19 protein-coding genes are annotated in these 17,929 nt (G+C 63.8%); 13 read left to right on the plus strand and 6 right to left on the minus strand.

Translation table 11 applies throughout. The features are described 5' to 3' along the window. The 4 genes from VFL62_RS20555 to flgF form a co-directional block, all read right to left on the minus strand. On the minus strand, positions 1-375 hold a 375-nt coding region (locus tag VFL62_RS20555), incomplete at its 3' end, for a flagellar basal body L-ring protein FlgH (protein ID WP_414644792.1). A gap of 47 nt (positions 376-422) precedes the next feature. Continuing rightward, a complete protein-coding gene (gene flgA, locus VFL62_RS20560; RefSeq protein WP_325174220.1) occupies positions 423-1,487 on the minus strand; it encodes a flagellar basal body P-ring formation chaperone FlgA in 1,065 nt (354 codons plus the stop codon). 11 nt (positions 1,488-1,498) lie between these two features. Continuing rightward, positions 1,499-2,293 carry a flagellar basal-body rod protein FlgG gene (flgG, locus tag VFL62_RS20565; RefSeq protein WP_325174221.1) on the minus strand — a complete coding sequence of 265 codons (795 nt, stop codon included), beginning with the start codon at positions 2,291-2,293 and terminating at the stop codon, positions 1,499-1,501. Positions 2,294-2,304: 11 nt separating this feature from the next. After that, positions 2,305-3,069: a flagellar basal-body rod protein FlgF gene (gene flgF, locus VFL62_RS20570; protein ID WP_325174222.1), complete on the minus strand. Its 765-nt coding sequence runs from the start codon at positions 3,067-3,069 to the stop codon at positions 2,305-2,307. Positions 3,070-3,594: 525 nt separating this feature from the next. On the opposite strand from flgF, the gene fliL reads away from it, so the two are divergent. The 6 genes from fliL to VFL62_RS20600 all read left to right on the plus strand — a co-directional run bounded on the left by fliL (position 3,595) and on the right by VFL62_RS20600 (position 10,696). Continuing rightward, the gene (gene fliL / locus VFL62_RS20575; RefSeq protein WP_325174223.1) at positions 3,595-4,083 is read left to right on the plus strand and encodes a flagellar basal body-associated protein FliL; all 489 of its coding nucleotides are present in this window, start codon (positions 3,595-3,597) and stop codon (positions 4,081-4,083) included. A gap of 18 nt (positions 4,084-4,101) precedes the next feature. After that, complete coding sequence (gene fliM / locus VFL62_RS20580; RefSeq protein WP_325174224.1) at positions 4,102-5,304, plus strand: flagellar motor switch protein FliM; 1,203 nt, start codon at positions 4,102-4,104, stop codon at positions 5,302-5,304. Continuing rightward, a complete protein-coding gene (locus tag VFL62_RS20585) occupies positions 5,301-5,789 on the plus strand; it encodes a DUF6468 domain-containing protein (RefSeq protein ID WP_325174225.1) in 489 nt (162 codons plus the stop codon). The genes fliM and VFL62_RS20585 overlap by 4 nt, the downstream gene beginning before the upstream one ends. After that, a complete protein-coding gene (locus VFL62_RS20590; protein ID WP_325174226.1) occupies positions 5,786-6,550 on the plus strand; it encodes a flagellar protein FlbB in 765 nt (254 codons plus the stop codon). The genes VFL62_RS20585 and VFL62_RS20590 overlap by 4 nt, the downstream gene beginning before the upstream one ends. A 107-nt stretch (positions 6,551-6,657) precedes the next feature. Beyond that, complete coding sequence (locus VFL62_RS20595) at positions 6,658-10,473, plus strand: tetratricopeptide repeat protein (RefSeq protein ID WP_325174227.1); 3,816 nt, start codon at positions 6,658-6,660, stop codon at positions 10,471-10,473. After that, a complete protein-coding gene (locus VFL62_RS20600; protein WP_325174228.1) occupies positions 10,460-10,696 on the plus strand; it encodes a hypothetical protein in 237 nt (78 codons plus the stop codon). The genes VFL62_RS20595 and VFL62_RS20600 overlap by 14 nt, the downstream gene beginning before the upstream one ends. 12 nt (positions 10,697-10,708) lie before the next feature. Here VFL62_RS20600 and fliP read toward each other — a convergent pair whose 3' ends face one another. Then, positions 10,709-11,467, minus strand: a complete 759-nt coding sequence (gene fliP / locus VFL62_RS20605) for a flagellar type III secretion system pore protein FliP (protein ID WP_325174229.1) — start codon at positions 11,465-11,467, stop codon at positions 10,709-10,711. Beyond that, the gene (locus VFL62_RS20610) at positions 11,464-12,399 is read right to left on the minus strand and encodes a flagellar biosynthetic protein FliO (RefSeq protein ID WP_325174230.1); all 936 of its coding nucleotides are present in this window, start codon (positions 12,397-12,399) and stop codon (positions 11,464-11,466) included. The genes fliP and VFL62_RS20610 overlap by 4 nt, the downstream gene beginning before the upstream one ends. A gap of 576 nt (positions 12,400-12,975) precedes the next feature. Between VFL62_RS20610 and flgB the strand changes: the two genes are divergently transcribed. The 7 genes from flgB to VFL62_RS20645 all read left to right on the plus strand — a co-directional run. Further along, a complete protein-coding gene (flgB, locus tag VFL62_RS20615; RefSeq protein WP_325174231.1) occupies positions 12,976-13,383 on the plus strand; it encodes a flagellar basal body rod protein FlgB in 408 nt (135 codons plus the stop codon). A gap of 55 nt (positions 13,384-13,438) precedes the next feature. Continuing rightward, complete coding sequence (flgC, locus tag VFL62_RS20620; protein ID WP_325174232.1) at positions 13,439-13,864, plus strand: flagellar basal body rod protein FlgC; 426 nt, start codon at positions 13,439-13,441, stop codon at positions 13,862-13,864. Between the two features lie 16 nt (positions 13,865-13,880). Further along, positions 13,881-14,189 carry a flagellar hook-basal body complex protein FliE gene (fliE, locus tag VFL62_RS20625; protein ID WP_325174233.1) on the plus strand — a complete coding sequence of 103 codons (309 nt, stop codon included), beginning with the start codon at positions 13,881-13,883 and terminating at the stop codon, positions 14,187-14,189. Positions 14,190-14,306: 117 nt separating this feature from the next. Further along, positions 14,307-14,570, plus strand: coding sequence for a flagellar biosynthesis protein FliQ (gene fliQ / locus VFL62_RS20630; RefSeq protein ID WP_325174234.1), 264 nt, complete (start codon positions 14,307-14,309; stop codon positions 14,568-14,570). A 74-nt stretch (positions 14,571-14,644) separates the two neighbouring features. Beyond that, positions 14,645-15,415, plus strand: a complete 771-nt coding sequence (fliR, locus tag VFL62_RS20635) for a flagellar biosynthetic protein FliR (protein ID WP_325174235.1) — start codon at positions 14,645-14,647, stop codon at positions 15,413-15,415. A 173-nt stretch (positions 15,416-15,588) separates the two neighbouring features. Next, entirely contained in the window at positions 15,589-16,665 is a 1,077-nt protein-coding gene (gene flhB, locus VFL62_RS20640) for a flagellar biosynthesis protein FlhB (protein ID WP_325174236.1), read from the plus strand. A 175-nt stretch (positions 16,666-16,840) separates the two neighbouring features. Continuing rightward, the coding region (locus tag VFL62_RS20645; protein WP_325174237.1) for a PAS domain-containing protein at positions 16,841-17,929 on the plus strand (1,089 nt) is incomplete at its 3' end.

Here is a 17,929-nt window from a genome sequence, read left to right on the forward strand (position 1 = left end):
GGGCAGGACCTTGGCGGCGTTGGCGCCCAACAGGCCGGAGCCGAGGAAATTGGTGACGCCGGAGTCCTCGGTGGTGACGCGGCTGCGCTGGGTCTCGTTGGCGAAATTGGCCTGGTCGGTGATGTTGACGGTGACGGTCAGGAGGTCGCCGATCTGGTGGGCGCGCTGGTCCTTGAAGAAGGAGCGCGAGCCGTTTCGCCACAGCGAATTGGGATTGTAGGACACCGTCTCCGGTTTCGGCATCGGCATCTGCACCGGCTTGTAGCCGGGCTGGGTCGTCGGATTCTCGATCGCCGAGAGCTTTGGCTGTTCCCCGATCTGGGAAAGCCGGTCGATGCCGGAGCAGCCTCCGGCGCAGCTGACGATCGTCAGCATGGTCCCGGCCAGTGCGAAACGTTTGAACTTGGAAGCCAACATCTACTTTACTCTGCGTTTGAATTCGTCTGCGCGTTATTGCGGCTGGCGACCGAAACAGGGGCATCGGTGGCACTTATCGAGGAGGTGGTTTCGACGGCGGAAAGGCGCGGCGTGGGAACGCTGACGGCGACCTGTCCGCGGCCGATGACGGTGCCTACGATATTGCGCTTGGATTGCAGGTTGAGCACGGTCACGGTGTCACCTTCGGTGCCGTTTTCGACTGCTTTGCCGCGCATCGTGAGGTAAATGCCGGCCGCCTCATAGATCAGCGTGACATTGTCGTCGCGCTGCACCAGATCCGGTTTGCCGAGATCGGTAACGTGCAGCGGCTGCCCGGCGCGCGAGCCTTTGCGCATCTGCATGCCGACGGCGCGGGTGCGGTCTGCGGGGTCGTTGCCCACTTCAGCCTTTGGGCGTCGCTCGGTGACGACGTCGGATGCTTTCAGCAGCTCGCCACGCTCGACATTTCGGGTCAGAACCGCGGCCTCGATCATCTCGATGGCAACGCCGGTGAAGCGAAGCTTGGTGCGCGAAATGCCGCTGTCGCTCGCGATTTCGAACGAGACGTCGAAGCGGCCGTTGCGGGCATCGTAGCGCACGGCAGCCGCCTGCAGCGCGCCGGTGTTCGAGGCTTCCAGCCGGACATCCTGCACGTCGCGGTCGAATGTCAGGTTGAGGTTGGCCGCCTCGCCAAGACCGCTGCGGTGCTCGAGCGCGTGGGCGACCTGGGATGCGATTTCCTTGGCATCGAGAATGCGTGCGAGGCGCGTGACCGAAACCTGCTTGATGCCCCTGGTGTCGACGCCGATCACCTGATGCGCCTGAAGCGCGTTGATGACCTGCGTCGTCGGCAGCGATCCGGTAGTGCCGAGATCGGGCGAGCGGTAGATCGGGATTTGCGCCGCCGTGCCGGCATTTTCGATCATGTCGCCGATCCGCACGATGTCGCTTTCCACCGTCACCTGCGCGCGCAGCACCGGCGAGGCGATGGTGTCTTCTTTTTCCTGCGCGACCGCGGGCAAGGATGCCGCGAGCAACAGGGCGGTAACGAGCACCGAGCGGATAATCATCCTCTATCCCCTTAGCGGAACAGCGCAGTCGTCGACTGCATCATCTGGTCGGCGGCGCTGATCACCTTGGCGTTCATTTCGTAGGCGCGCTGTGCGGCGATCAGGTCCGACATCTCGGAGACGACGTCGACATTGGCCTGTTCGAGGCTGCCCTGGTTGATGGTGCCGTAGCCATCCAGCGTGGCGATGCCGTCTTGCGGCGTGCCCGAGGACGGCGTGTCGATGAAGTTGTTGTTGCCGACCGGCTGCAGGCCGGCCTTGTTGACGAAACGCGTCAGCGCAAGCTGGCCGATGATCTGCGAAGTCGTCGACGAGGCGCCCTGCGGGATCACGGAAACCTGGCCCTGCGCATTGACGGTGAGGCCCGTCGAATTTTGCGGGATCGTGATCGTCGGCTGCACCGGATTGCCCTGAGCGTTGACGATGCGGCCGGTGTTGTCCATCTGGAAGGTGCCGTCGCGGGTGTACTGGAAGGTGCCGTCGGGCATCAGGATCTTGAAGAAGCCTTCGCCGGTGATGGCAAGATCAAGGTCGTTGCCGGTCTGCGACAGCGTGCCTTGCGTCATCGAGCGCGGCGTGCCGACCGTCTTGACGCCGCCGCCGATGTCGATGCCGACCGGCAGGATGGTGCCCTGGGTCGAGGCTTGGGCGCCGACCCGGGCGATGTGCTGATAGATCAGGTCCTGGAATTCGGCGGTCTGCTTCTTGAAGCCGGTGGTGCGCAGGTTGGCGATGTTGTTGGAGATCACCTGAACGCTAAGTTCCTGGGCCGCCATTCCGGTCGCAGCAGTATGAAGGGCTTGCATCGGTGGTCTCCTTAGGCCGGCACGTCAGCGAGTTGCTGGATGGCGGTTTTCTGCAATTCGCTTTGCTGTTGCATCAGGTTGGCGATCGCGGTGTAGGCGCGTGACACTTCCATCATGCGGCTCATCTCGCCGACCGCATTGACGTTCGACTTTTCGAGGTAGCCCTGGCGCACCGTCGATTTGGTGTCGGCTTGCGGCGTAGCGCCGTTGCCGGCCGAGTAAAGGTTGAGGCCTTCCTTCAGCATCTTCTGCGCGTCGGTGAAGCTGACGAGGCGCAGCGACCCGCGAATCGAATCGGCGCGGCCGCTGCCCTCGACCACCGTGACGGTGCCGTCGGGGGCGATGTTGATGTCGTGATCGGTCTGCTGAAAGACGATCGGGCCGTTGGCGCCGAGCACCGGGTTGCCGGCCACCGTCACGAGCTGGCCCTGGGGGTTGATGTGCAGGTTGCCGTCGCGGGTGTAACGCTCGCCGGCCGGTGTCTGCACGGTCAGGAAGGCGGCGCCGTCGATGGCGAGGTCGAGCGGATTTCTGGTTTGTTCGAGCGGGCCCGTGCTCATGTCGCGAAAGGTGCCGCGGTCCTGGACGAAGCTGACGCGGCGATCGCTGCCGACGAAATTGTCCTCGTGCGCCGGCGTGTTGAGATATTCCTCGAACAACGAGCTGTCGGACTTGAAGCCGGACGTGTTCACGTTGGCGATATTGTTGGCAATCACATCGAGCTGACGCTCGAGCGCGGTTTGCCGCGACAAGTTGATGAGAAGCGCATTCTCCATCGCATCGGTTCTCCCCTCAAACGATCCGCAAGGAGCTCTCCCAAGCCGCGTGCCGATCTTTCAAACCGCCTTTAGGCTCTCCCAAGCCGGGGTGGTTCGGGGAGGATCAGAGCGAAAGCCGTGCCAATCGGGAAACCTAAGGTGTTTCAGATGGTTGGGTGATCGAGAGTGGGTTTTGAGGGGCGGCAATAAGGTCTTGTTGACCATGTTTGCCCGGCAACTTTTTCCCAGTGACCGCGCAAAAGAAAGCTTCCGTTAACCATTATTACCTTAGCGTTCAAAAAGAGCGCAGGACGTGCCGCGTTGTATCGCGTCAGAGGTTCGCCTGGCGGCGTCTAGTGTCCCAATTTCCGAAGTTCGACGCATTTTGCGGAGCCACGTTTCGAACTTCGGAATCCAGAGGACGGTGGCAAACCTAGTTTTTTAGTGTGGCTTTAGTTCAGAGGTCCGCATGATGAACCTGCGGCACAAATGATGCGGACTTCTGAACTGCCACACTAATCCATTTTCGGAGCGGGCGGGGCGATGGCGGACGAAGAGAAGGAAGGCGCGGCGGAAGCCGCACCTGCGCCGAAAGGCAAACTCAAGCTGATTATCGCCGTCGTTGCCGTGCTTGCGATCGCGGGCGGCGGCGCGACCTGGTTCTTCTTCCTGCGTGGTCACGGCGAGGACGCCCAAGCGCACGCCGAGGCGCCGCCGCCGAAGCCGCCGGCCTATGTCGAAGTGCCGGACCTGTTGGTCAACCTGATCGGGCTGCCCGGGGAGCGGGTGCAGTATCTCAAGGCCAAGATCGTGCTCGAGGTGAAGGAAGAGAAGCAGGTCGAGGCGATCAAGCCGTCGCTGCCGCGCGTCACCGACATCTTCCAGACCTATATGCGCGAACTGCGTCCGTCCGACCTCAACGGTTCGGCCGGGCTGTTTCGCCTCAAGGAAGACCTGACGCGGCGCGTCAACGCGGCGGTCGCGCCGAACCAGGTCAGTGCGGTGCTGTTCAAAGAGGTCGTCATTCAGTGACGGTGCGGATCTAAACACATGGCGGGCAACGATCCAGTCGACCAGGATGCAATTGCGGCGCAATGGGAAGCGTCGCTCGATTCCGCGGACCCGAGCAAAGACGCCGCCGAAGCGGAGGCCAACGAGCTTTCCGAAACCATGGCGCTGCAATGGGCGGCCATGGTCGAAGACGGCAGCCGCGACTTCGGCACCGGCAAGAACGGCGGCGAACGGGTTCTGTCGCAGGAGGAAATCGACAACCTGCTCGGCTTCAATGTCGGGGAAGTCAATCTCGACGACAATTCCGGCATTCGCGCCATCATCGATTCGGCGATGGTGTCCTACGAGCGCCTGCCGATGCTGGAAATCGTCTTCGACCGCCTGGTGCGGCTGATGACGACATCCTTGCGCAATTTCACTTCCGACAATGTCGAAGTCTCGCTCGACCGCATCACCTCGGTCCGCTTCGGCGACTACATGAACTCGATCCCGCTGCCGGCCGTGCTCTGCGTGTTCAAGGCCGAGGAGTGGGAGAATTTCGGCCTCGCCACCGTCGACTCCAGCCTGATCTATTCGATGATCGACGTCCTGCTCGGCGGCCGCCGCGGCCAGACCTCGATGCGGATCGAAGGGCGCCCGTACACCACGATCGAAACCAACCTCGTCAAGCGGCTGGTCGAGGTGGTGATGGCCGACGCCGAACAGGCGTTCCGGCCGCTGTCGCCGGTCAAATTCACGATCGACCGGCTCGAAACCAATCCGCGCTTTGCCGCGATCAGCCGCCCCGCCAACGCCGCGATCCTGGTCCGCCTGCGCATCGACATGGAAGACCGCGGCGGCAATATCGAATTGCTGCTGCCTTACGCGACCATCGAACCGATCCGCAACGTTCTGTTGCAGATGTTCATGGGCGAAAAATTCGGCCGCGACCCGATCTGGGAAGGCCATTTCGCCACCGAAGTCGCGCAGGCGCAGATTGCCGTCGATGCCGTGCTCTATGAGGCCGATATCCCGCTCAAGCAGCTCATGAAGCTCAAGGTCGGCGACACGCTGCCCCTGGAAATGCGAGCCGATGCGCTGGTGGCCGTGCGCTGCGGCAGCGTGACCCTCACCGAGGGGCGGATGGGGCGTGTCGGCGACCGCGTCGCCATTCGCGTCGCCAAGCAATTGCGCAAACCCAATACGACCTTTGCGATGTTCGAGAAGGCCGACGAGCAGACCAAGATGATGGAGGCTCCATGAGTCATGTCCTGGGAGTAGCAATCGAGAGCCTGGTCGCGATCTTGCTCATGCTCACGATCGGTTACTGCATGTTGCTGAACAAGCGGCTGAAGCGGTTGCGGGCCGACGAGCATTCGCTCAAGGCAACCATCGCCGAGCTCATCACCGCCACCGAGATCGCCGAGCGCGCGATCGGCGGCCTCAAGCACACCGTGCGCGACGTCAACGAAAACCTCGGCTCCCAATTGGCGGCGGCGACCGAGATGTCGACGCAGCTCAAGAAGCAGCTCAGCGAGTGCGACAACGTGGTTCGCCGGCTGTCGAAAATCGCCATCGCCGCGCGGCCGAGCACCAGTGCGGTGGCGCCGGAACCGGCGCCGGCGAGCGCACCTGCACCCGCAGTTGCGCCTTCGTCCTCCGCTCCGCCGATGGCGAGCGCCAAAGCGGTTGCGGCGGCGGCGCAGGCATTCTCCGAACGTAGAAGGTCGGGTGGACTTGCGGCATGAAACCGTTTCGTAACATTCGCGTCCTTCCCGTTGTTCTGGTTGCGGTCTTCGGTCTTGCAGTGCTGAAGATTGCCGGCCTCGTGCTCGACGGCGGCTATGTGTTCGATTACCGGCCGGGCTCGACCAAGCCGTCCTGGGCCCAGGAGACGATCAATTTCCCCGGCCGCCGCTATGCGGATGCATCGGACATCACCGGCTCGGTCGAGAAGAAAGAAGAGAAACCCAAAGAAGAAGCCAAGCCGGAAGTCGCCAAGCCCGAGAGCACCATGCAAAGCGAGCAGAGCCCGGCGGTTTCGCCTTCCGAACGCGCGATCCTCGAGCGCTTGCAGGCGCGGCGTCAGGAACTCGAGGCGCGGGCGCGCGAGATCGACATTCGCGAGAGCCTGCTCAAGGCCGCCGAAAAGCGCGCCGAAGGCCGGGTCGAGGAAATGAAGGCGATCGAATCCCGCATCGTCGGCGCCACCGCTCAGAAGGCCGAGGAAGACGCCGCGCGCTTCAAGGGCATTATCACGATGTATGAGGCCATGAAGCCCAAAGACGCCGCGAAAGTGTTCGACCGGCTGGAAATGTCGGTGTTGTTCGAGATCGCCTCGCACATCGCCCCGCGCAAGATGTCCGACATTATGGGCCAGATGCAGCCCGAGGTGGCGGAGCGGCTGACGGTCGAAATGGCGCGCCGCGCCGGCGGCGACAAGTCCGTCTCCGATGCCGACCTGCCGAAGATCGAAGGCAAGATAGTTCCGCCGCAAAAGGCCAATTAGCCGGAATGTTTAACAGCTCCTTAAACCGCCAATTCTAGATTCGAACGCGGGAATGATCTGCGCCGGTAGCGGCCCGTCGGCGAACGAACTGAAAGACGTATACGGCAATGGCGCGAATGGCTGCCGCTGGATTTTGGTCGCGACTGCGCAGCCTGGCGCCGCCACTGCCGCGCGGCCTGCTGCCGGCTTCGCGTGCCGCGGCAGCTATCCTTGCTGGCGCGTTGGCTGTTCTGGCTTTTTCGGCTCCGGCGCGGGCTGCTGACGCCGTAAAGGCCGAAGCGACGCTGTCTTCCAGCGGCGGCTATGCGCGGCTCGTCGTCAAATTCGCCGAAGATGTCGGTTCGGAAGTGGTGACGGCCGGCTCGATCATGGTGATCCGTTTCGAGCGTCCGGTCGACGTTTCCGTCGATGGGGTGGCCAACGCCGTGCCGGACTATATCGGATCGGCACGCCGCGACCCGGATGGCTCGGCGATCCGTCTGTCGCTGTCGCGCAAGGTCACCGTCAACACGATGACCGCGGGCGAGCGGTTGTTTGTCGATCTGCTGCCGGATTCCTGGAAAGGTCCGCCGCCGAGTCTTCCCCAGGAAGTGGTGCGCGAACTTGCCGAGCGTGCCCGCGCCGCCGAGCGCGAGCTGCGTCAGCAGCGCGCGATGTCCGAGGCCAAGAAGCGACCGCCGGTGCGGGTCCGCACCTCGGTTCAGCCGACCTTCGTGCGGTTCGTGTTTGAAATGCCCGACGGCGTCGGCGTTTCCTCGGTGCTGAACGAGCAGCGGCTCAAATTGCTGTTCACCAAGGCGCTGACATTTGATCTCGCCGACGCCAAGCTGTCGCTGCCGCCGAACGTTTTGGCGATCACGCAGAAGATCGAAGGCGAAACCGCGGTGGTGGAACTCACCATGCTCGGCGACGTCGACGTTCACTCCTTCCGCGAAGACAAGAACTACGTCATCGACGTCGCCTACCAGCAGGCCGACAAGCCGCAGGTATTGCCGCAGGTCTCGGATGCGCCGCCTGCGCCGTCGCGCACGGCCGAAAAACCGGCGCCGGCCGCCAAGAGTTCGGACGCAAAGAGTTCAGACGGCAAGTCTTCTTCAGCAGAAAAGTCCGCTTCAACGGAAGTGGCTCCGCCGTCCGAGACCATGCAGACGATGGCTGCGGCTCCGGCGGCGCCGATGGCGAAGCTGCCCGCCGCGGCCGAGAATCCGCCGGCATCCGACAAGCCGGCCACGATGGAAAGGATGGCTGCCGCGCCTCAGCCGCCAGCACCGGCCGAATCCTCCGCGGCCTCAACCGTTCCGGAAACCGCCGAACCTGCGCCAAAGATCGCGCCGAATGCCGCGATGCCGGCGAAGGCGGATGAAGCTCCGGCGAGCGAAGCTGCCGTGAAAAAGCCGGCTGCGGCGCCCGCGATGGCGTCCCCCGAGACCAAAGCCCAGCTCGCACATAGCGACGTCAGCGCCATCCGCGACGGCGGGGGGCTGCATCTGACCTTCTCCTTGCCGCCGGGAACGCCGGCGGCGCTGTTCCGGCGCGCCGACACGCTGTGGCTGATGCTGGATTCCAAAAAGCCGATCGATGTCGAGCCGATCCGCGGGCAGGGCGGCGCCGCGGTGACCGACATCAGCGTGGTGCCGCAGGAACGCGGCCAGGCCGTGCGCTTTCGCCTCAACCGCCCGCAACTGCCCTCGCTCGCCGGCGAGGATCTCGCCACCGGCACCAACTGGACCGTGACCTTTGCCGATACGGTGCAGACGCCCTCGCAGGCGCTCTCGGCGATCAGAAACATCGCCGATCCCTCGCTCGCAAATGTCACGGTGCCGATGCAGGGCGCCGGCATGCTTCACCGTTTCACCGATCCGGACGCCGGCGACACGCTGTTCGTGGTGACGGCAAGGCCGCCGGCGCGCGGCTTCATCAAGCGCCAGGACTTTGTCGAGCTGTCGCTACTCGAATCGATTCATGGCGTCGCGATCCGTCCGAACTCCGACGACGTGACCGCGGATGTCGGTCCCGACAAGGTGATCCTGGGCAAGCCCGGCGGCTTGACGTTGTCGCCGGCCGACAGTGGCGCCGAGCGGGCGCCCACCGCCGTCCGACCGATCTTCGATCTCGGCGAATGGCGCAAGAATCGCGACGCCAACTTCAACGCGCGGGCCGATGCGCTGATCGAGGCCGCCGGTGCGGCCGCTTCCGGCAATCTCGAGCAGCGCGTCTCGGCGCAGCTCGATCTTGCGCGGTTCTATATGGCGCGCGCGATGTATCCGGAAACCGTCGGCGTGCTCAATCTGGCGCTGGCCGATTCCAAGGTGGGGGCGGAAGATCCCGCGGTCCTGATCGTTCACGCGCTGGCGAACATTCTGATGGGACGTCCGGAGCGGGCCCTGAAGGATCTCGCAAGCCCGGCGATCGGAACCAACTATGACTCGCAACTCTGGAAGGCGATGGCGAGCGCACGCCAGAACAAATGGGCGGACGCGCGCGAGAAATTCAAAAGCGCCGAATTTGCCATCACCTCGCTGCCGGTCGATCTGCAGCGCATCGTGATTGCGGAAGCCTTGCATGCCTCCCTCGAAGTCAAGGATTATCCGGGCGCTGCCAAGCGCGCCAGCGAGCTCGATGTGATCGGAATTGCACCCGAGCAGGCCGCCGCGGTCGGGGTGTTGCGCGGCCGGCTCGCCGAAGGCCTCGGCCACGAGAAGGACGCGCTCGACGAATATAAGCGCGCGGCCGCCTCGCCGGACCGTCCCTCGGCCGCGGAAGCCAAGCTTCTGCAAATCGCCTTGCAGCAAAAGCGTAACGAAATCACCCAGGAAGACTCGCTGCGCGAGCTCGAAACCCTGTCGGTGATCTGGCGTGGCGATGCGATCGAGGTGCAGACGCTCGAGATGCTGGCCAAAATCTATGCCGATATCGGGCGTTTCTCGGAGTCCTTTGCCGCCGTGCGCACCGCCAACCTGCTGGCGCCCAATCTCGAGGTCGCGCGCCAGGGCCAGGACGCGGCCTCGGCGCTGTTTGCGCAGCTCTTCCTCGGTCCCAAGGGCGATGATCTTCCTGCGATCGATGCGCTCGGGATGTTCTATGAATACCGCGACCTCACGCCGATCGGCCGGCGCGGCGACGAGATGATACGGCGCCTGGCCGACCGCCTGGTCGCCGTCGACCTGCTCGATCAGGCCGCCGAGCTTCTGCAATATCAGGTCGACAAGCGGCTCGAAGGCGCCGCGCGGGCCCAGGTCGCCGCGCGCCTTGCGATGGTCTATTTGACGGCCCGCAAGCCCGAGCGCGCCATCATCGCGCTACGTTCGACCCGCATCGCCGATCTGTCGGGCGAATTGCGCCAGCAGCGCCTGCTTCTGGAGGCGCGCGCGCAAAGCGATGTCGGCCGTCACGAGCTTGCGCTCGACATCATTTCCAACCTCACGGGCCGCGAAGCGATCCGCCTGCGTTCCGACATCTATTGGGCCGCGCGCAAATGGCGCGAGTCTGCCGAGCAGATCGAGCTCTATTACGCCGATCGCTGGCGCGATTTCAAACCGCTGACGGCAGCGGAGAAAAGCGACGTCATCCGCGCCGTGGTTGGCTATGCCCTTGCCGAGGATGCGATCGGATTGACGCGCTTTCGCGAAAAATACCTGCCGCTGATGAGCGGGGAGGCGGACCGCACCGCTTTCGAGATCGCCAGCAAACCGGTCGGCTCGACGGGCGCCGACTTCGCCGCGATTGCCAAGATGGCGGCCAGCGTCGATACGCTCGACGGGTTCCTGCGCGAAATGAGGACGCGCTATCCCGACGCGACCGCGCGCGCGATCACGCCGCCGGGAACGGCCAAGGCCGATCCGACGCCGACCGGATCGCTGCCCGCTATTATCGGCACCCGAGCTTCGATTCCGAAGTTCGCAAGCGGTCGTGGCGGCCTTTAAACTTCCAATTCGCCGTACCAGGCAGGCGCGTGCCGAATTGAAGGCGCATGAATCCGACTGCCCGGACGGTATCGAGATCATCGTCATTCCAAGCGGGGACAGCTGGGAGTTCCGCGCTTCGGCCGATGCGGCAACCGTCGCCCGGCCGGGCTATCCGGAATGTGTCGCGATGATCGTGCAGATCGGCGATCATCTGCGCAGACAGTATGACGTCAAGGGGTGAAGACGTTCCGGCTTAACCGCCGTAGCTCTGCACCAGGCTGCCGGCGACCAGCGACCAGCCGTCGACCAGCACGAAGAAGATCAGCTTGAACGGCAGCGACACCACGACCGGGGGCAGCATCATCATGCCCATCGACATCAAGACCGAGGCCACCACGAGGTCGATGATCAGAAACGGCAGGAACAGCAGAAAGCCGATCTCGAAGGCGCGCTTGAGTTCCGAGATCATGAAAGCCGGCACCAGAATGCGCAGCGACATCGCGTCCGGCGTCGCCGGCGGTGGCTCGCCCGACATGTCCATGAACAGCTTGACGTCCTTTTCACGGACGTTCTTCAGCATGAAACCGCGCAGCGGCACCGCGGCACGCTGAAGCGCGTCCTCGACGCTGATCTGGTTGGCGATCAGCGGCTTGATGCCGTCATCGTAGGATTTTTGCAGGATCGGTCCCATCACGAAAGCGGTGAGGAACATCGCCAGCGCAATGATCACGGAGTTCGGCGGCGCGGTCGCGGTGCCGAGCGCGGTGCGCAACAGCGACAGCACGACCACGATGCGCGTGAACGAGGTCATCATGATCACGATCGACGGCGCGATCGACAGCACCGTGAGCAGTGCGATCAGCTGAATCGCGCGCTCGGTCACGCCGCCACCGCCCTGGCCGCCGAGATTGATGCTGATGTCCTGCGCCCATGCGGGCACAGCCGCCAGAGCGGCGGTGAGGAGAGTGCTTAGAAATAAAAATACTCTACGCGGACGTTCCGCCGGCCTCACGAAGGATTCTTCGGCCGGCCGAGCAGCGAGGCCATCTCGTCTTCGAGATTGTCAAAGCCGCTCTTGGGCGACGGGCCCGCAGGCGCGGGGGGCGGTTGCTCGCTGCGTGGCACGGGGCGGGCCGCCGGCGGTTCCGGTGCCACGGGCGGTGCGACCGCTTCACCGGCCGGCCGGCGCAGCGCGGCTTCGAGCCGCTGGGCCATTTCGGCGAGATTCTGATCTGCCGACGCCATCGGCGGCACCGGCGGCGGCGCGGGTGGGGTCACGGGGCGCGGTTCGCGCGGCGGCGCCTTCGGCGTCTCGACGACGGTCGGACGCGCGGGCCGCGGCATGATCGGTTCGCTTCGCGGCATCGTCTCGCCGCGCGGCATGCGCGGCGGGGCCGGTGGCATCACGGGTTCGGGGCGGCCACCCAAAGGTTCGGCGGTGAACCCCGCGAGCGGATCGGCCGGGCGTTCGGCGCGGACGGGCCGGCGCGCTTCGTCGGCAAAAGCGGGCCGCGCGGGCCGCGGCGGCGGCTCGGGCATTTGCGGTTCGGCGTGATCGAAGGGTTCCGCGCGCGCGGCTTCATTGTCGCCCCAGCCGGCGGCGTCCGGCAGCGGCACGATTCGCGGCTGCATGTCGGGGCTGGCGACCGCCGGCCGTGGCGGCAACTGGTCGCGGCCGGGCGCAGCGCGCACGATATTGGGCTCGACGACGATGTCGGTCGGGCCGCCGATCATCAAGAGATGCTCGACATTGTCGCGCCGGACCAGCACCAGGCGGCGGCGGCCATCCACGGCCGCGGCGTCGATCACGGCAAGACGCGGCATTCGTCCGCGTTGGGTGTTGGCGCCAAGGCGATTCGAGGCGAATCGGCGGATCAGCCAGGCCACGACGCCGATCAGCGCCAGGACGACTACAAACGCGAAGAAAAATGTCAGTGCCTGCATGCTTTGTCCCCGGCAACCCGCAACAGCTTCTCAAGGCCTCCATCCCCGAAGGCACAATCAAAGCGAACCCATGACGCCCGATGAGCCGCCCAAGCCCGGCTGGAAGTCCGGCTCAAGTTCAATTCTGGCTCAAGTTAATGCCCCACGGCAAAAGCTGCCGCCCCGCCAGCCTTAATAACCCATGAATCGGTTGGGCCAAAACGACTTCTGGAAATGCGGATGGCAATGTTCTGGTTGGTTAACGCAGCATTCGTGGCGAAATTGCGCTCGAATCGGTTGGCGCATCGCCGTGCCCCGGATGAATCGCCAAAGCACCCGGCAGGTGCCCAGTTTCCGAACTGCGTGCCCCGTCGCGGCACCCACCTTCACGAACTTCGGAAAGCCATGGGCACCTGCAAACTCATTGATTCTAGTACCGCTTCGATCTGTAGTCCTTGGTCGGGTTCGCCGCTTGTGCTGCAGGGACTTCAGATCGGCGGTGCTAGTGCGATCTTAACCAGCCGTTAACCATACAGGCGGCAAATTCTGCCTACCCAGAGAGTGGCATCCGGCCGCTATCCGAGGGGGAGCGCGGCGATGCCCATCAACGACCTTCCGACCCTGTCGATCCTGCGGACCAAGATGCAATGGCACCAGGAACGCCAGCGCGTTCTGGCTGAAAACGTATCCAACGCGAACACGCCCAATTTCAAGCCGCGGGATCTGGTCGAGCCCAAATTCGAGCCAGGCAGCGGCAAGATCGACGGCGCGGTGGCAACGCTGCCGATGACACGTACGAGCGCGAGCCATCTCGGCACGGGCGACGCCGACCCGACCTTCGGTCAGAACCGCCGGACCGGCTTTCTGACCCGGCCGGCGGGCAATTCGGTCAACCTCGAAGACGAAATGCTGAAAACCTCCGCCAACCAGATGGATTACGCGGCGGCGACCTCGCTCTACTCCAAGAGCCTGCATCTTTTGAAGACCGCGATCGGCAAGGGCTAGCCGGCGACCGGCGGCGTAGCGGCCGCGATCGGCGAACCAGGGAAGGAGGCGTCTTATGGCAAACGATGCGAATGATTTCGCCCGCTCGATGGGGATTGCGACCTCGGGCCTGCGCGCCCAGGCCGGACGCATGCGGGTCATCTCGGAAAACATCGCCAACGCCGATTCGACCTCATCGGTTGCGGGCGGCGATCCCTACCGCCGCAAAGTGCCGACGTTTTCCTCGGCGCTCGACCGCGCGCTCGATGCCCAGGTGGTGACGCTCGGCAAGATCAGGCCCGACCGATCCGACTTTCACGTCAAATACGAGCCGAACAATCCGGCCGCAGATGCCACCGGCAACGTCAAATATCCGAACGTCAATCCGCTGGTCGAAATGACCGACATGCGGGAGGCGCAGCGGTCCTATGAAGCCAATCTCAACATCATCGGTGCGACGCGCCGGATGATTCAACGCACGCTCGATATCTTGAAGACCTGACAGGAAGGCTTAGCCCATGGCTTCACCGACAATTGCCGCCAATGCCTATGCTTCGGCCGCCCGCATGCTCGAAAGCGGGGCGGGCGCCAAGCCCTCCGAGACCGGCGGGCTTTCATTCGGCGACGTGCTCAAGGAAGCGGTCGGCGGCGTGCTCGACGCGGGCCGCAAATCCGATGCGCAGACGGTCGCGATGGCATCCGGCAAGGCCAACGTCATGGATGTGGTGACGGCGGTCGCCGAGACCGACGTCGCAGTGTCGACGCTGGTTTCGGTACGCGACAAGGTCATCGCGGCCTACGAAGACATCATGAAGATGGCGATCTGATTGGGGGCGAATGGCGAATAGCGAATGGGGAGTAGCGAATGGGGATCGATCTACAAGCCATTCGCTACTCGCTATTCGCCGGCGTGGTTGGCGAAGTTAGGACCGTGAGGGCGTGAAATGACCGGTGCGGAAACTCTCGACGTGGCGCGCGATGCGATCTGGACCATCGTGTTGGTATCCTCGCCGCTGATGGTGGTCGGGCTTGTGGTCGGCGTCGTGGTATCGCTGTTCCAGGCGCTGACCCAGATCCAGGAACAGACGCTGATCTTTGTTCCGAAGATCCTGGCGATCTTCGTGACATTATTATTGGCGCTGCCATTCATGGCCGATTCGCTTCACAGCCACATGATGCGGATATCGTCGCGAATCATAGGCGGCTAATGCCATTATGGGCAACGCGGTGAACTTGGGATTCGCGAAAGCGGCGCCGCGAGCCGGGGCCCGGACGCTCGCTTATGCGCATCGATATTTCGCTTCTGCCGGTGCTGGCGGCGTCCTTCATGCTGGTGTTCGCCCGCGTCGGGGCCATGGTGATGCTGCTGCCGGGACTGGGCGAATCCAACATTCCGGTGCGCATCAAGCTGGCGATCGCGCTGCTGTTGGCGCTGATCATCCTGCCGCTGCACCGCGCCGACTATCACGTCAACACGGACACGCTTTCCGCGCTGCTGGTCCTGATGATGTACGAGATCCTGATCGGGATCGTGCTCGGGGCCACCGCGCGGGTGACGCTGGCGGCGCTTCAGGTCGCCGGTTCCGTAATCGCCCAGCAGCTCGGCCTCGGCTTCGTCACCTCGGTCGACCCGACGCAGGGCCAGCAGGGCGTCGTGATCGGCAACTTCCTGACGCTGCTCGGCGTCACCATGCTGTTTGCGACCGACAGCCATCATCTCGTCATCGCCGCGCTCAACGACAGCTATTCGATCTTTTCGCCGGGCGAACTCGTGCCGAGCGGCGACGTGGCGGCGCTGGCCACCCGCGCCTTCACCGCCGCTTTCAAGATCGGCATGCAACTGTCGGCACCGTTTCTGGTTTTTGGCCTCGTCTTCAATATCGGTCTTGGCGTGTTGGCGCGGCTGATGCCGCAGATGCAGGTCTATTTCGTCGGCGTGCCGCTATCGATCCTTGCCGGCTTTCTGATCTTTGCCGTCGTGCTGGCGGCGATGATGGGAAGCTTCCTCGACTACTTCGTCGCCGTCATGCACGACATGATTCCTCTCAAATGAAGGTCGCTGGCGCGGCGAATTTGAAGTTCCTATCGACGGGGCCGCGAGTTGATCTTCGGAACTTGAAATTCAAGGCCGCTCCAGAATCCAGAGTTGATAGAGCACCTTTGATACCGAAGTTCGCATCAGAGGTTGCCGCGCCATGCTGCGAACTTCGGAATCCGGTGCTCTAGATGGCTGACGAGGATGATGGCGGCGAACGCTCAGAAGACCCCACGCAAAAACGTCTAGATGACGCGCTGGAACGCGGCGACGTCGCCAAGAGACAGGAGGTCAACACCTGGTTCATGATCGCGGGCGCGACGCTCGTGCTGTCGACCTTTTCCGGCTCGATCGGCGGCATCGAGACGCCGCTGAAGAACATCATCGCCAATTCCTGGATGATCCGGACCGATGGCCCGGGCCTGTTGCTGCTGGCGCAAAACCTGGGATATGCGGTGCTGGCCGCCATCGGCGTGCCGCTATTGATGCTGATGATCGCGGCGATAGCCGGCAACATGCTGCAACATCGCCTGGTCTGGTCGGGCGAATCGCTCAAGCCGAAGCTTTCCAAGATTTCGCCGATGGAGGGCGCCAAGCGCATCTTCGGCAAGCAGGCGGCGGCCAATTTTGGCAAGGGCTTGTTCAAGCTGGCAGCGCTCGGCGCCGTCATGACCTCGATCCTGTGGCCGGAGCGGCATCGGCTGGAATCGATGCTGCGCTCGGATCCGACCGCGCTGTTCGGCGTGATCATCAGTCTGACGGTGCACCTGATGGGTGCGGTGGTCGCGATGCTCGCGGTGGTCGCGATCGCCGACTATTTCTTCCAGTACCGGCAATGGTACGAGCGGCAGAAGATGTCGCTGCGGGAGATGAAGGAGGAATTCAAGCAGTCCGAAGGCGATCCGCATATCAAGGGCCGCATCCGCCAGCTCCGGCAGGCGCGAATGAAGAAACGGATGATGGCGGCGGTGCCCAAGGCCTCCGTGATCATCACCAACCCGACCCACTATTCGGTCGCGCTGTCCTATGAACGGGGCATGCAGGCGCCGGTTTGCGTCGCCAAGGGCGTCGACCTGATCGCGCTCAAGATCAGGGAGATCGCAGGCCAGCACAACATTCCGATCGTCGAGAACGTGCCGCTGGCGCGCGCACTTTATGCCACGGTGGAAATCGACGAGGAGATTCCGGTCGAGCACTATCACGCGGTCGCCGAAATCATCGGCTACGTGATGGGTCTCAAGCGCGGGGTTTCGAACCGGCGGGCATGACGCGGTTCCCCCTCTATCCGACGGGGATACCCAGCCCACTGAATAACTTGCGGGATGGACTTGCGCTTTTGGGTGCGATTCAGGCACTTGAGGTGCCTTAAAGCGTGCCGCACCAGCGTATCCAGCGTAAAATTAAGCGCGTCCTCTCCGTGTCGACAGGCTACTCTCTATTTCCATGACCGCCGAACCTGACCACCTTCCGTCGTCCCCGCCGCTCACCGTCCACGAGCCGGTGCGACGCAGCGGCAGCATCCTTCTGGTGCTCCTGGTGGCCGGCGCCATCGTCGCGTGTGCCGTGGCGCTCACGACCATCGGCCGTGCACAGGCCCAGCCTTATATCCTCGGGCTGTTGGCGCTGCTCGCCATGGTCGGGCTGTTCAACCTGTTTGCCTTTGCCGCCGGCATCGTGCGGTTCGCCGACCGCTCGATCGACGATCCCGTCATCCGCCGCATCGCCGACCTCGCTTATGACGGAATCGCGGTCACGGATCCTTCCGGCCATGTCGTCTATTCCAACGCCTCCTACCTTGCGATCACCGGCGCGGCGACGCCGCAGGATGTCCGTCCCGTGGAGCGCGTCTTCATCGGCAACCCCGACGTCTCGGAGGCGGTGTTCCGCCTGCTCAAGGCCTCGCGCGAAGGCAAGCGCCAGCAGGAAGAAGTCCGGCTTGCCGGCACGGACGGCGTTCACGGCCGCTGGCTGCGGATGCGGGTGCGTCCGCTCGGTCAGGGCAAACGCGACGCCAAATATGCGGTGTGGTCGATCGCCGACATCACCCGCGACCGCGAGCGCCAGGAAGACGTCTTTCAGGAATTGCAGCACGCGATCGAATATCTCGATCATGCGCCATGCGGCTTCTTCTCGGTCAATCCGGCCGGCGAGATCGCCTATGTCAATGCGACGCTCGCCAACTGGCTCGACTACGATTTGGCGGAAATCGGCTCCGGCGGGCTGAAACTCACCGACATCGTGTCCGGCGATGGCGCCGCGCTCTTGACCTCGATCACGCCGTCGCCCGGCGAAGTCACCACCGAAGTCTTCGACATCGACCTGCGCATGCGCACCGGCAAGACCATGCCGGCGCGGCTCTACCACAAGCTGGCCTTCGGCGCCGACGGCACGCCCGGGGCCTCGCGCACGCTCGTGATCAGCCGCGCGCGCGACGAGCGTGCCGACCCGCAGCGGGCGGCCGAAGTGCGCTTCATGCGCTTCTTCGACCACACGCCGATGGCGATTGCGACCGTCGATCGCTCCGGCGCGATC

Origin of the sequence: Bradyrhizobium sp., assembly GCF_035701725.1 — a bacterium.
GTDB lineage: Bacteria > Pseudomonadota > Alphaproteobacteria > Rhizobiales > Xanthobacteraceae > Bradyrhizobium.